The organism is Acinetobacter sp. TUM15064 (assembly GCF_008980265.1).
Classification (GTDB): Bacteria; Pseudomonadota; Gammaproteobacteria; order Pseudomonadales; family Moraxellaceae; genus Acinetobacter.
The window spans coordinates 19,771-34,185 of the sequence record NZ_BKFU01000008.1 but is presented as its reverse complement, the minus strand read 5'-3'; the positions used below and the strand labels follow the sequence as shown (position 1 = coordinate 34,185).

Sequence of the window (14,415 nt, the reverse complement as noted above, 5' to 3'; positions counted from 1 at the left end):
AACATTGAAAATATGACAATATTGTCATAAATTTGTCATAAAACTTTCGCATAATGCACTTATCAAACTACAGGACATCGAACATGTTGACAGGTTTAGTGATGGCTGCGGGCTTTTGTGTATATATCGCAGCGACTTGGATGTACGGTCAAAAAGAAGATCAGGCTTAAGTTTTATCTTCTTTTTTTGTTTTAAGCTCTCTTCAAATCTTCAAATCTTCAAATCTTCAAATCTTCAAATCTTCAAATCTTCAAATCTTCAAATCTTCAAATCTTCAAATCTTCAAATCTTCAAATCTTCAAATCTTCAAATCTTCAAATCTTCAAATCTTTAAATCTTTAAATCTTCAACTAGCTAAAGATTGTTTAACGCCTTAAGATTCCAGATTTCAAATCTTAAAACAAATACAATGAAATATTATTCCTCGACTTCAGCCTTGCTATTTATCGGATGCTTTTTCTTGTGGTCTATTTTCCTGTTTTATTTAATGGCTCAAAAGCATGCAGGCAATGTCATTGTCGAAGATATATTTAAATTTAATTTTTACTGCATGATGCTTGCAATGTTGCCTTTGCTTTTGAAAAAAGCTCCGCCTAAAAACGATGTCGAGATGACGATTTTTGAAGAAAAGCAACATATGGAAATGCGCCATCAAGTCCTGAGCCAATCTGCTCAAGAGCGTCGGAAAGCTTATTTGATGAGTGCATTTTTCGGTTTTTTAATGTCGAGTCTAATGATGAGCTTTATTTTGATGTTAGATAAATAAGCTGAATGTGAGTTTATCCGATCTAATTTTTCTAACTTTTCCGCATTTGGGATGGAGAGTAGCCAAAGTGCTTTTTAAAGCGATGACTAAAATGGCTGCTGGAGCTAAATCCATACTGTTCTGAAATCTCCGTCATATTGGCAGTCGTCTGCTGTAGAGCTTGGTGTGCCAGTTCAAGTCGACGTTGCATCACATATTGGTGTGGCGGCATTTGCATGGATTGCTTAAACATATGGGCAAAATGGTACTCACTGAGCTGCGTTTGCTCGGCCAAATCTGACAAGGTCAAGCTTTGCTGAATATGTTGATCAATCCATTCTAATAACTGTTTCAGGCTATATGGAGACAGCCCGCCTTTGACTTCAGGGGCTTGCCACTCGGTATGGCTATAATTTTTAATCAAATGATTGAGCAGAAGTGTCGTGGCAGTACTCATCTGCAAATGATTTTCACGGTTCTGCCAAGCCCCATTGAGTAAAAAGTGTCGGTAGATCATCGAAATCTGTGGGTCGGCCACGAAACTTTGTGGATTTAAAATAATTTGGCTCGGCTCACGATCCCACACCTGTTCGGCGACGCGTTGTAGATGTTGCTCAGTGTAATAAAGATGCACAAAAGTCAGGGGGTCACGCAAATCCCAAGTTGACTCAAAATCTTGTGGCATCAGGCACATATGATCTGGCCCACCGCCATTATGCCAACCTTGTGCTGTTTTTTGATAACTGTGATATCCCCCTTGAATGTACATGCTAAGGGTATGGTGGTTACTGCAAACACTGACGCGGTCTTGGTTGTTTTGCCACATGGCCAACTGCATGCCCGAACCTAACTCGACCGAGTCGAGGAGTTGGGCTTTATGTTGTTGTAATTGATCTAGAATCTGATATTTCATCATCTATACGCAGTGCCGAATGGAAGAATGAGTGTAGGACTTTGATTTCATTTTGTCATCTATATCCGAAAACCAGTAAAAAAACCACAAGTTCATGATAGTGACCACAAGAAGGTGCAAGTAATCGGACAGCTAAACCAAGCACAATAGCGTGAGTGGTTTAAGTTGGATTGAAAGAGTATGAATGCGCTGTTATATGCTTTGGTGGTCGTGGTTTGGGGAACAACATGGATTGCGATAAGTCTGCAACAACAAAGTGGAATATCGACCAATGTGGCAGTGTTTTGGCGTTTCTTTATTTCAGCTCTGGTGCTCTTTGCTTTTGTTGTGTTGTGCCGAAAACTGCAAAAATTGGCTGTAAAAGATCATCTGTTTTGTATGTTACAAGCGTGCTGTATTTTTGGTTTTAACTTTGTCTGTTTTTACTATGCGGTGCAATATATTAGTAGCGGTTTGGAGGCCGTTATTTTTTCGATGGCGGTCATTTTTAATACCCTCAATGCCAAACTGTTCTTTGGACAACAGGTTTCTACACGTTTTTACCCTGCGGCTTTACTGGGTGGATTGGGGATTATTGCCTTGTTTTGGCATGATGTGGTGGGAAGTACCTTAAACAACCATACGCTGATAGGGATTGGTCTTTGTGTGTTGGGCACTTATGGTTTTTCACTGGGCAATATGATCAGTGCGCGTCATCAAAAACACGGTCTGGATATTTTCACGACCAATGCTTATGGCATGCTATATGGTTCACTTCTGATGGCGTTGATTGCTGGATTTAAACACGACGAGTTTTTCCCCGCTATGGAATTTAGTGCAGTGAGTGCTTTATTGTATTTGGCTGTTTTTGGTTCAGTGATTGGCTTTACTGCTTATTTCTATTTGGTCGGAAGGATTGGGGCAGGCAAGGCAGCTTATAGTACCTTGTTATTTCCGTTGGTGGCTTTGGTGATTTCGACCCTTTGGGAAGGGTATCAATGGCATATAAATGCGGTCATTGGGGTGATTTTGATTTTATGTGGTAATGCAATTTTCTTTATCAAGGCACCCAATTTGAGGCTGAGTCAAATGTTGAAGCGAAGCTGAGAGTGTATGAGAAAATTAAAAGATATTCTGCACTATAAATGAAAGGCTTAGGTGTTTTTCATCCTGTGTATTATGCTCATTTTAGAGAACTTCATGTATGGCTTTATAAATGGATTTAAAAACGTTTGAATTATTCGCTCGTTACAACGTATGGTCTACTCAAAAATTAAACCAAGCTTTAAAAAATGTCTCTGATGAAGATTTTAATGCTGAATGCGGACTGTTCTTCAAAACTATTTCTGGAACGTTGAATCATTTGCTTGTAGGGGAGCATTATCTATGGTTTCCTCGGTTTTCATCGAAACCATCGCCTCTACTGAAGTTAAATACCATCGTAGAGAGGGATAAAGATAAACTCATGTTTGAGTTAGAAAGCAGAGCTCACCATTGGATAGACTTTTTAAAACATGTTGATGTGGAAAAATTTGGACATGATTTACACTACAAAACATCGGCTGGACTAGAAATGAGCCTACCCTATGCTGCTACATTATTGCATGTGTTTAACCATGCAACGCATCATCGGGGGCAAGTCACAGCAGCTTTAACTTCAATGGGCTATCTATGTCCAGAGATTGATATGGTGTATATGTTGATCGAAGACCGTCAGTAAATTAAACAGAATAGTTATCACCGTTAAAAAATAGACATAAAGTCTTTGTTAATACACATTATTTTAGTTCTAACGAATATAAAATCTTTTCCAAATTAGGGTTCAATTTTTGATTTAATAAACGTTAGTAACTCTTGGAATAATGGATGCCATTCAGCGCTTGGTGACTCAAACAGAGGGTGCCAAAAGAAATTAAATTCTAATCCACCGTCATCATTGCAAAAATGTGTCCAATGCTCTTTTAAAGCTTCTGTGCTATGGCAGATAAATACATGCCAGTTCGGGCCTTGCTCAGATGGATGATGTAAACCTAAATATGAGTGAATATGTGCAGATAAAATACCAGACTCTTCATAAAGCTCCCGCAGAGCCGCTGTTTCCAACTCTTCATTCACCTCAACTGTACCTTTTACGATTTGAATACCCGCAATTGGATGTTTAAACACTAATATTTCTGTTTTTTGACTGATATTTCGAAATATAACTGGGACGACTTTTTCGATTAATGTCATTTTTGAATTTTATCCAAGAGGCAAGTCGGTACACTACTTAAAAGGTAGATAAGGTCATGGATATGGTCGCGGGCTATATTGGAGCATCTAGTTATCAAAAGCTATTAGGGCGTTTTTCGACTAAAAATAGCATTCACCAAATACACATGCATGCATCATGACGCTGTATTGGCTTTAATCCGAAGCGCTTCCATCTCAATCTCAACCATTTTTTGAGAATTGGATCGTTTCTTTTGCAACTCCTCAAACTTTTGTCGATCTGGTGAGTCCGATAGGATGATATTACCCATTTCAATTTGAAGATTATTGTCCTTTTTTAGCCTTTCACGAGCGGCTGTGACTTCTGAGCTTTTTAGAGACACAGCATCGTAATTTTGATTCAGACTTTGAATGCGTTTGTTTGATTTTTCAATTGCAGTTGTCAACGCATTCATATCATGCGTTTCCAAGGCATGTTTTATCTCCATCATTGAGCTTTCAGCTTCTTGTTTGGTTGCTCTTGATTGTGCTCTGAGTGCAATGAGGTCATGTTTGATGTCTGCGGCATTATCTTGACTCAGATGTGAGGTGCTATGGGGTGGAGTATGAGCCGTAACATTGAGCTCAGGGTCTGATTTTACCTGTTGTCGCGTGTTGTTTAATGCCCCTGAATTCAGTTGAGGGTAAATCATGTGTTGTAAGGCTCTCATTTCACTGACAGAACTTTGTTGTATCACGCTGATTTGCGCTTCTAATCCAGTGATGCGATCCATCTGTGGTGGATTTTTAGTATTTTCTTGAGCCAGTTCAACTCCCAGAAGATGGACTTGCTTAAATTTTTCACTGAGCGCAGCAACCTCATGGCTTTTGAAGTGTGTTGCATCTAGTGCCGTATTAAATGCAAGAGAATGGGTTTTCAGTTGCTCAAGTAGAGCAGGTAGGGCATCGACTTGTTTATTTTGACGAGCTGCTTTAAGTGCGTCTTGTGCGCTCAAAATAGCTTGAGAGTTTTTATTCGCAATCTGATCCAATGCATCAAGATCAGTTTTAATATCCGTTGGATTGGCTGTACTTAAGTTTTTATGTGTTGGTGTTGAGTCTGATGATATTTGTTGCTGTTGATTAGACTCACTGCATGCTGTCAGAGAAAATGTTGCTGTCAGTAGAATTGGAAGCCATTTTTTATTCATTATGAGACCAATGATTTAGAATTTAATTATATGGCTTGAGTATATTGTTTAAGTATCTGAAAAGTAAAGCCTTACCATTTTTCTGTGTTTTGATTATGCCCATAAATATAAAGCAGTTAAGCTTTGGCTTCATATTGTTATGCGCTATAAAATAAAAAAACCACCCAACTGTTTAGCTGGATGGTTTGGATCACATCAACTCGATTTAAGCGGTTGCTTGCTGTTCCGCTTGAATTGCAGTGAGTGCAATCGTAAACACGATGTCATCCACCAAAGCGCCACGAGACAAATCATTTACAGGTTTATTCAAACCTTGCAACATTGGGCCCACACTCACAACATTTGCAGAGCGTTGTACGGCTTTATAGGTTGTATTTCCTGTATTTAAGTCAGGGAAAATAAATACATTTGCACGACCTGCAACTTTAGAATCAGGTGCTTTCGAGCGTCCGACACTTTCAACCGATGCTGCATCGTACTGAAGTGGCCCATCAATCAACAGATCAGGACGACGTTCTTTCGCTATACGTGTTGCCTCAGCGACTTTCTCTACTTCAGCACCAGCACCAGAGGTACCCGTTGAGTATGAGATCATTGCAATACGTGGGTCTAAACCAAAAGCTTTTGCTGAGTCAGCCGATTGAATCGCAATTTCAGCGAGTTGTTCTGCGTTTGGATCTGGGTTAATGGCACAGTCACCATAGACATAGACTTCATCAGGTAACAGCATAAAGAACACGGAAGAGACCAATGAATACTCAGGCGCGGTTTTAATGAGCTGAAATGCTGGACGTACGGTATTTGCAGTGGTGTGTATTGCACCTGAAACTAAGCCGTCAACTTGATTGAGTGCTAGCATCATGGTACCGAGAACGACCGTGTCTTGCAGTTGTTCGCGTGCTTGTAGCTCATTCAGTTTGCCGTTTCGTAGGTCCACCATTTTTTCAACATAGTTTTCACGAATCAGATCTGGGTCAATAATTTCTAAGTCATGTGGAAGTTCAATACCACGTGCTTTCGCCACTTCAACCACGGCTTCAGGTTTCGCCAATAAGATACAGTGGGCAATACCACGAGATTGGCAAATGGCAGCAGCTTGAACTGTACGTGGTTCATCACCTTCGGGTAGAACAATACGTTTCTTCGCAGCAATTGATTTTTGAACCAATTCATGGCGGAAAGCTGAAGGGGAAAGGCGTGGTTGGTACGATCCGTTCAACATCTCAGTGAGCCATGCCTCATTGATATGGCTTGATACAAAACGGGTAACTTGTTCTGCACGCTCAGTATCATCGACCGGAATTTCGTTGCTGAGATTGGCTAAACTCTGCGCGGTGTCAAACGTGCTGAGTGATGTATGTAAAATCGGCAAGCCTTGTTTAATCGCTGTTTGGCAGAACGCGAGCACTTGCTCATTTGGTGTATGGTGCTCGGTCAGTACGAGCCCTGCCAATGGTATACCGTTACTGCTGGCTAAGCTTGAAGCTAATAGCACATCAATACGATCTGATGCACTAATGATGAGCTCACCTGCGACAAACTTATGAAGTTCGTGCTCAATATTCGATGCAATTAAACTGCTATGTAATACACGACGTTGTGTTGCATCGCCTTGATTGATCCATTCTGCCTGAATATGCGCAGCTAAGTCCGACATACGCGGTACGCTAAGCGTATTACTAAACGGAACTAGACCAATTACTGGCAGTTTGTCTGAACCGAGTTTTGGATGGGTCTTTTGGAGTTCAATAATGAACTTATTGGTATCGCTAACTAAACGGAGACTTGGGTCAATCGTCACAGGAATATGTGCCGAGTCATCAGGTAAACCCTTGGTACGCATTAATAACACACCTGCGGTTCGCTCTGAACTTGCACCACCAAAATAACGGAGTTGACTATCAATTTTCTCAGCCGTCGCACTTGGTTTATTAATGTCTGCATTGCTGACGATGATCACTTTAGCATCGAGCGCTTGGGCAAGTTGCGCGTTTAGTTCAGACGCAAAAGAATCACGGTTGTTTGGGACTAAACCTTCAACGATAATCAGGTCATGCTTACGTGCAATGGTGCGGTGTAGGCGAACTGCATCTTCAAGTAACTCATCATTTTCACCTGCGCTAAGTTGCTGCAAAATAGTGTGATAATTAATGGGTTCAACAGTTTCGTTTTTAGACACATGGTGATAGAGCGCCGTTGTACGGTCTGCACCTGTGGTCAGTTCTTGAGAGAATGGTTTTAAAAAGCCAGCTTTAACACCTTGGCATTCTAGTGCATAAACCAAACCTAGGCAGGCTGATGTTAAGCCTACACCTTCCCCAGTCGGCACAAGTAAAATTGTTTTCATATATTTATTCGTCATACAAGAAATTAAAACAGACTTGAACGAATGTAACGACCGCTTAAGCGATCGCTACATTGTCTTCAGACTTTTTTGCAGCAGTTTGAATCACCTCATTGGCTACAACATGCTCAGTCTCTTTCGCAATACGTCCTTCTTCATCAGTTGGTACAACCCAGATCTGTGGACCTGTGCCTGCATCAATACGACCTTCAGTACCACGCTTTAGATTGTCATTGGCTTCTTTGCTAAAGTTGAAACCAAAGTGTGGGAGGTAAGCAATCGTTTTCTCGCGAATATATGCAGAGTTTTCACCAATACCGCCAGTGAAGAATAGACCATCCAGTCGTGGTAAACCACAGCTCAGTGCAGCTAAAGATTTTGCAAGGCGATAGCAGAACACTTCAATGGCTAAAGTTGCATCTTCATCACCTTGTTCAGAGGCTTCAATCAACGTACGCATGTCATTTGAAAGATCAGACAAACCGAGTAAGCCTGATTGGCTATTCAGCATTTTATCAATTTTATAAATATCCCAACCTAAGTTGTTGGCAAGGAAACTATGTAAGCTTGGATCGACATCACCGCTACGGGTGCCCATCACGACACCTTCAAGTGGCGTTAAGCCCATTGAGGTATCAACACTTTGCCCATTCCAAATTGCACAAGTAGAACTACCATTACCCAAGTGTGCTGTTAACCAGCCTCCTTGTTTAAAGCTACCTGCCAGTTCTGAACCGCGTTCAGACACATAAGCATGGCTCGTACCGTGGAAACCATAGCGACGTACATTGTGCTCAGTATATAAGAACTTTGGTACAGCATAGCGGTATGCATGCGCAGGCATGGTTTGATGGAAAGCCGTGTCAAACACAGCCACTTGAGGTAGTTCTGGAAATAAACGCATAGTTGCGTCAATCCCAACCAAGTGAGCTGGGTTGTGGAGTGGTGCAAGTGGTGTCGCTGCACGAATGCGTTCTACAATTTCTTCTGTTAAAAGCTCAGCTTTGGTCAATGTACCACCATGTACGACGCGGTGACCAATAGCTTGAGGGTTATAGTGTGAAAGACGTTCTAAGATCGTTTCCAATGCTTTTTCATGATCGGCGTGTGGAATCGACAATTCAAGGGGTTGACCACCCGCTGTAATGCCTTTGATACGAGCTTCAGCAGAACCTAAGTTCTCAGCTAAACCAAAAATACGATCTTCACGACGTTCAGAAACGAGTGCATATTTGATTGATGAAGATCCGCAGTTAATTACTAATACTGATGTAGACACGTTTTAATACCCGATTCTAATTGAATTATCCGTCCTAGAACTGATCTTCATGCAGTACGTTCTTATGCAATCTTGATCATTTTTTATGTTGTATCATGTGTATATTTTTAGTCCTAGATAGACTTTAGGTGATTAGACTTAAGCACTATCGACCGTCTGATGAATAATAATTAAAATTTATCGGTTCATAATTTTCATTTATTCATGAAATGATGCCGAAATATTATTCACGTTCAGCCCTTCAAAAATAGCATGCTGTATACCCAAAGCAGTTAAATAGTTTGTGGCATTCCTGTTTGTTTTTGATATTGCATCGAAGATCAGCACAACTTCAATACAATGAGTGCAATCATAAAAAGTCATGACATCACTTTAGTTAGACCATGTCATATCTCAACCATGGTTCGCCTCAGTTCCAAAGCTCTAGTCAACGACAAAGAATGAGAGGCACTTCTGATATAGATGGTGCTTTTGAGTTTTATATTTTAGGGAATTATTCAGATATAAAAAAATGTTCAGCCCTTCGTGGAGGGCTGAACATTTTGCCTAAATATCAGTCGGAGTGACTATTGGCGAATTTGACCATCACCAAATACAATCCATTTTTGTGAAGTCAGGCCTTCTAATCCAACTGGTCCACGTGCATGGATTTTATCAGTTGAAATGCCAATTTCAGCACCTAAGCCATATTCAAAACCATCGGCAAAACGGGTCGAGGCATTGATCATGACAGAGCTTGAATCAACAGCGGCCAAGAACTCACGAGCTAGAGAGTAGTTTTCGGTAATGATTGAATCGGTATGATGTGAGCCATATTTATTGATATGCTCAATCGCTTCTTCCATACCCGATACCACTTTCACGGCCAAGATTGGACCAAGATATTCGGTGTACCAATCTTCTTCTGTCGCTGTTTTGACGTCTGAACCTAAAATTCGTTGTGTTTCAGCACAGCCACGTAATTCCACTTGTTTTTCTGTATAGAGCTCAGCGACACGGGGTAAAAACTCATCCGCGACTTTTTCATCGACCAACAAAGTTTCCATTGCATTACATACACCGTAACGATGAGTTTTTGCATTGAGTGCAATCGGGAGGGCTTTTTGTAGGTCAGCTTGCGCTTCAACATAAACGTGACAGTTCCCATCCAAGTGCTTAATCACAGGGACACGGGCTTCATTGCTGATACGTTCAATCAGGCTTTTGCCTCCACGTGGAACAATCACATCAACAAATTCAGTGAGTGTAATCAGTTGACCCACAGCTGCGCGGTCTGCGGTGTTAATGACTTGAACCGCATGTTCAGGTAAACCTGCCAGTTTTAAACCGCGTTGAACAGCTTCAGCTATTGCTTTGTTGGACTCAAGTGCTTCAGAGCCACCACGTAAAATAATGGCATTGCCAGACTTCAGTGCCAATGAAGCTGCTTCTAGAGTCACGTTAGGGCGAGATTCATAAATCATGCCGACCACGCCTAAAGGAACGCGCATTTTACCGAGCTGAATCCCAGAAGGGCGATAGGCCATATCAGTGATTTCACCGACTGGGTCTTTCAGGCTAATGACATCTTTGAGACCTTGTAACATGCCTTTGAAGCGTGCGGGGGTAAGTTCTAAGCGATCAAGTAAGGCACTGTCTAAGTTGTTGCTGTGGGCTTTATTCATGTCTGCTTGGTTTGCCGTTAAAATTGCGGGCTCACTGTTGACTAAAGCAGTATAAATAGCTGACAAAGCATTGTTTTTAGTTTCGGTAGAGGCGCGCGCCAAAATACGAGAAGCTTGACGTGCTTGCTGTCCTACCGTGTGCATGTATTGTTCAATCGACTCTTGCATAGCGGTTTGATCACTTAGAAATTTCACTAAAGATAGTAACAGTCTAATACCCGACCGCATAGTCTCTACATGAAAAATCCAGCAGATAAGGGAACCTATACATATTTTGAAATTGTTTTTTATCTAAAACATGATGAGCGGTTGCACAACCTGTTGCGCGTAAAAGAGTGCTCTGTATAGAATGAATTTTAGGACATGAAGTCCTCGTATAATTATTACAACATTGAAACCTTACTGATCATGGTCAAGGTGCCAGTGAATTTCTTGCAAAACAAAAAGTATAGGCAAGAGTAAGAGGGAAGGAACATGAATTCTATTATTCAAATGGATGCCGAGCTGGATGAATCTAATTTACGTTTAGGTTTTTTTGATATTTACCATCGGAATAGTTTTAAAGATCCTGCGCGAACCACATGGATTGAGGGCTGGAAAATTGAATATATGGCGATTGCTCGACCAGAGTCATTCCATCGCACACCTATTGTAATCATTGGTGGGGCATTTCAAAACTTTAACTCTTATAAGTATTGTGTGGAACAGCTTTTAGATGCAGGTCCAATTATTCTGATTGATTTGCCGTCGATGGGGGCAAATCAACAAATTCGTAATATTGATACAGGCTTGTCTGCAGGCACTTTAGAGCTGCGTGATCTCGCACAAATGCTCGGACTTTGGTTAGATATTGAGGGCTTAGATAAAGTTTCAGTGATGGGCATGTCACTGGGTTCTGTGGTGGCATCTTGTCTGGCGGATCAACGTCCTGAGTTGATTGATCGTATGATTTTGATGGGTGTGATGCAAAAGACCCGTAAAAGCTGGAGGATGTTGCTAGAAGAATCCTTACACCTGATGCGTGAACAACGCATGGATGAGTTTGGTCAAGCAGTGATCTTGTATTTGGTCAACCATGCTCAAATGGATAAAACCCGAATGTCACCTACCGCCAAACGTTTGTTCTTTAGGCAGATGGCTGACTTTACTGGAACTGAGCAAGAGCGCTATGAAATCAACTGTAATCGTTTGCTCCGTTTAACGGATGTGCCAATTCCGCAGTGCAAAGTATTGGTGGCCTGCGGTCAATATGACAGCTTTACCTTACCGCATGAAAATGCCAATTTTGCTTTGCAATGCCCTAATATGGAATATGCACAGATTGCCAATGCAGACCATGTGCCACAGTTGCAACGGCGTAAAGAAACCATGCACTTGTTTGCGACCTTCCTAAAGGATGAGTCGATTCAAAATTTAGAGGGCATTATTCCATTTAGTCGAGCACAACTGCTGACGATGGAACGTCGGGGCGAAGTGCGAATTCAGATTCAACAACCTGAAACCTTTTTAAGCTATCGCCATTCAGATTTGGTCATTTCAACGGAAGTGGTGGACTTAAACTATTTTGGGGTGCTTTTACGCTTTGGGTCAGATTTGGCTGCTGTAGCGGCTGAATATCCACGTGATTTGGCTTTACACTTAAGTGATGAAGAAGGTGAGTTTCAGATCGAATGTTTAATTTTTGCTGAAGATGGTCCGTATCTCAGAGCCTTATTTAAACATGGTAGTTTTGAACTTGCTGAGCGTTTACTTCGTTTCGTTGCGCGCCAAAAACAAGAACTGGCATTGCTTGAAGCTGTAAGTTAGTTCTTGTTTAAAATAAAAAAACAGCGTTAGAGCGCTGTTTTTTTATGGATGATTTTAGCCTCTGTCTTAGACTGAATTCGGTTTTTGCCATTTGCTATGAATGATCCAGACCAAATCGCCTAAGTGTTCTTGTGCATCCAAATGTTGATATGTCTTCTGAGCGATATGAAGTGTTAAGGTTGGTTGGTGAACGGCAACGGTATGGAAGCCCGCTTGTTTGAAAAACTGAGTAGCTTCAGGTGGACTGACAAAGTGAAAGCCAAAGGCGCTACGTGACATCCATTTTAAAAGTTTGCTACTGCTCCAGATAAAGTTAGCGAGCTTATTTTTTACAGGTTCTGGGTAGAGGTCAGTTAGATAATATAACTGATCGAACTGTTGCCCATATTCTACGATGCCTTGTAGTAATTGAGTCAGCATGTCTTTATTAAAATAGTTGATTAAACCTTCGCTCACCACCACCAATGGACGGTTTGGATCAAACACTTCAAAAGCACGAGCAAAATCTGCGCTAAACAAGTCGGCAGAAAGCACGGCTGGACTGGTCTGATCAATCTGTTTTAAGGCTTGGGTTTTGATTTGTGCCATATCGGGTAAATCAAGTTCTCGATAGTCAATGTCGGGATACTGTTGGCGGAAACTCCAACCCCGAGGCGATAGGCCACTGGCAATTTCTAAAATTTGTAAGTTCGGGTGTTGTTTTATCAGTGCCCAAAGTTGCTCATCTATCATTTGGTGACGCTGTTTCAAGGTGGTGCGCATACTGCCACCGACATGTTTCTCCGCCCAACTTTCAAGTGGATGTACCAGTTTGGCCAGAAACTTCCCTTTGCTGGTGGCAAATACAGGATGTGAGATGCCCATGCTATACCAAATATAACCCGTATAATGTGCAGTAAAAGATATGTGGCGGTGAACCGATAGGGCGTCTGTCATGGTATCTGTACCTGAGATTTTATTGTTTTCGTACTGTTGTGTGGACAATGCAGTGCAAGCCATTTTATTTAGCATTTATCATAATGAAAAAAGGGCATCTTGTGATGTCCCTTTGTCCGAAATATCGTGTTAGACATGGTCTAGGATAAGTGCTTAACCTAAGCGGAACAGCTCGACTTGGTCACGGACTTTGGCCCAACTCTCACCTAGATGTAGCGTCGATTGAACGTTGATGTTTGGAATCTGACCACGCATGCGTTCTAAGCGAGCTTGGTTTGGTAGGGCAAGCTGACTGATCCCTTCCAAAGCCACACATGCTGCAGCTCGGTCATTACACACTAACCCCATGTCACAGCCTGCATGGAGTGCGGCTTGAATGCGTGCATCGGCTCCGCCTGCGACACATGCGGCCTGCATGCTTAAATCATCTGAGAATAAGACACCATCAAAGCCTAGTTGTTGGCGCAAAACAGTTTGAATCCAATACGGTGAAAAACCCGCAGGGTTGGAATCAACTTGGTCATAAATTACATGCGCAGGCATGAGTGCATCCAACTGTGGCATGAGTTGGATAAAGGTCTGCATATCTTTGGCATAAATTTCATCATACGTGCGTGAGTCGATGGCTGCTGCGACATGCGAGTCTGCTTTGACTGAACCATGACCAGGGAAATGTTTGCCTGTCGACGCCATGCCTGCGGTTTTCATCCCTTTGAGAAAAGCACTAGCCAGTGGCACGATATCTTGAATATTTTTGGCAAAGCCACGGTCACCAATCACATCACTGATATCATTTAAATCCAGCACAGGGGCAAAGCTAAAGTCGATGCCAACTGCGAGTACTTCTGTCGCCATCAGCCAGCCAGATTGTTCTGCCAAGTTTAAAGCTTTTTCAGGTTCGCTTAAGAATAGCTCGCCAAACTTGCCCATAGCAGGGAGTAGGCTAAAACCCTGTTTTAAGCGTTGCACACGTCCACCTTCTTGATCGACTGCAATCAAAATATCAGGGCGGATTCGACGCATATGGTCGGTCAGAGCGCGAACTTGGGCAGGAGATTCAATATTTCGTCCAAATAAAATCATGCCACCGACTTGCGGTGCTTGTAATAGTGCAATATCTTCTTGAGTAAGTTCTGTGCCTGCGATGTCAAGCATCAATGCGCCAATCATATTGGGTGTCCGTATTTGATTTTTTGGTCAGTGACTGTTTTGGCTCTGAAAGGAGAGAGAAACAGGTCGTCGAAAACAATACCCGAATTTTGCAATGATTTGCTACATTTTGTCAGCACAGATTATGATAAAACTACACGACATAAACAGATTAAGTTGTTTAAGATTTTGAATATTC

General features: G+C 41.8%; 12 protein-coding genes. 4 read left to right on the top strand and 8 right to left on the bottom strand.

The features are described from left to right. Positions 1-487 precede the first annotated feature (487 nt). A complete protein-coding gene (locus GBI16_RS04165; RefSeq protein WP_017397121.1) occupies positions 488-766 on the top strand; it encodes a hypothetical protein in 279 nt (92 codons plus the stop codon). A 31-nt stretch (positions 767-797) separates the two neighbouring features. Here GBI16_RS04165 and GBI16_RS04160 read toward each other — a convergent pair whose 3' ends face one another. Beyond that, on the bottom strand, positions 798-1,658 hold the full coding sequence (locus tag GBI16_RS04160) for an AraC family transcriptional regulator (protein ID WP_151706586.1): 861 nt from the start codon (positions 1,656-1,658) through the stop codon (positions 798-800). A 180-nt stretch (positions 1,659-1,838) separates the two neighbouring features. Here GBI16_RS04160 and GBI16_RS04155 point away from each other — a divergent pair, with 180 nt between their 5' ends. Continuing rightward, positions 1,839-2,744, top strand: coding sequence for a DMT family transporter (locus tag GBI16_RS04155; RefSeq protein WP_086209932.1), 906 nt, complete (start codon positions 1,839-1,841; stop codon positions 2,742-2,744). A 109-nt stretch (positions 2,745-2,853) separates the two neighbouring features. Then, the gene (locus GBI16_RS04150; RefSeq protein WP_119064579.1) at positions 2,854-3,357 is read left to right on the top strand and encodes a DinB family protein; all 504 of its coding nucleotides are present in this window, start codon (positions 2,854-2,856) and stop codon (positions 3,355-3,357) included. A 95-nt stretch (positions 3,358-3,452) separates the two neighbouring features. Here the strand turns inward: GBI16_RS04150 and GBI16_RS04145 are convergent, their stop codons facing one another. The 5 genes from GBI16_RS04145 to GBI16_RS04125 all read right to left on the bottom strand — a co-directional run bounded on the left by GBI16_RS04145 (position 3,453) and on the right by GBI16_RS04125 (position 10,493). Beyond that, positions 3,453-3,869 (bottom strand): NUDIX domain-containing protein, encoded by a 417-nt coding sequence (locus tag GBI16_RS04145; protein WP_151706573.1) that lies wholly within the window; start codon positions 3,867-3,869, stop codon positions 3,453-3,455. A gap of 155 nt (positions 3,870-4,024) precedes the next feature. Continuing rightward, on the bottom strand, positions 4,025-5,038 hold the full coding sequence (locus tag GBI16_RS04140; RefSeq protein WP_151706572.1) for a hypothetical protein: 1,014 nt from the start codon (positions 5,036-5,038) through the stop codon (positions 4,025-4,027). A 205-nt stretch (positions 5,039-5,243) separates the two neighbouring features. Next, on the bottom strand, positions 5,244-7,385 hold the full coding sequence (pta, locus tag GBI16_RS04135; RefSeq protein ID WP_151706571.1) for a phosphate acetyltransferase: 2,142 nt from the start codon (positions 7,383-7,385) through the stop codon (positions 5,244-5,246). A 55-nt stretch (positions 7,386-7,440) separates the two neighbouring features. Beyond that, positions 7,441-8,661, bottom strand: coding sequence for an acetate/propionate family kinase (locus GBI16_RS04130; RefSeq protein WP_086209927.1), 1,221 nt, complete (start codon positions 8,659-8,661; stop codon positions 7,441-7,443). Positions 8,662-9,227: 566 nt separating this feature from the next. Continuing rightward, a complete protein-coding gene (locus GBI16_RS04125) occupies positions 9,228-10,493 on the bottom strand; it encodes a glutamate-5-semialdehyde dehydrogenase (protein ID WP_086209926.1) in 1,266 nt (421 codons plus the stop codon). Positions 10,494-10,799: 306 nt separating this feature from the next. Between GBI16_RS04125 and GBI16_RS04120 the strand changes: the two genes are divergently transcribed. Beyond that, the gene (locus GBI16_RS04120; protein WP_151706570.1) at positions 10,800-12,131 is read left to right on the top strand and encodes an alpha/beta fold hydrolase; all 1,332 of its coding nucleotides are present in this window, start codon (positions 10,800-10,802) and stop codon (positions 12,129-12,131) included. Between the two features lie 66 nt (positions 12,132-12,197). On the opposite strand, the gene GBI16_RS04115 is transcribed toward GBI16_RS04120, so the two are convergent. Continuing rightward, complete coding sequence (locus GBI16_RS04115; protein WP_151706585.1) at positions 12,198-13,067, bottom strand: class I SAM-dependent methyltransferase; 870 nt, start codon at positions 13,065-13,067, stop codon at positions 12,198-12,200. 153 nt (positions 13,068-13,220) lie between these two features. Beyond that, positions 13,221-14,237 carry a beta-N-acetylhexosaminidase gene (nagZ, locus tag GBI16_RS04110; RefSeq protein ID WP_151706569.1) on the bottom strand — a complete coding sequence of 339 codons (1,017 nt, stop codon included), beginning with the start codon at positions 14,235-14,237 and terminating at the stop codon, positions 13,221-13,223. Positions 14,238-14,415: the final 178 nt, after the last annotated feature.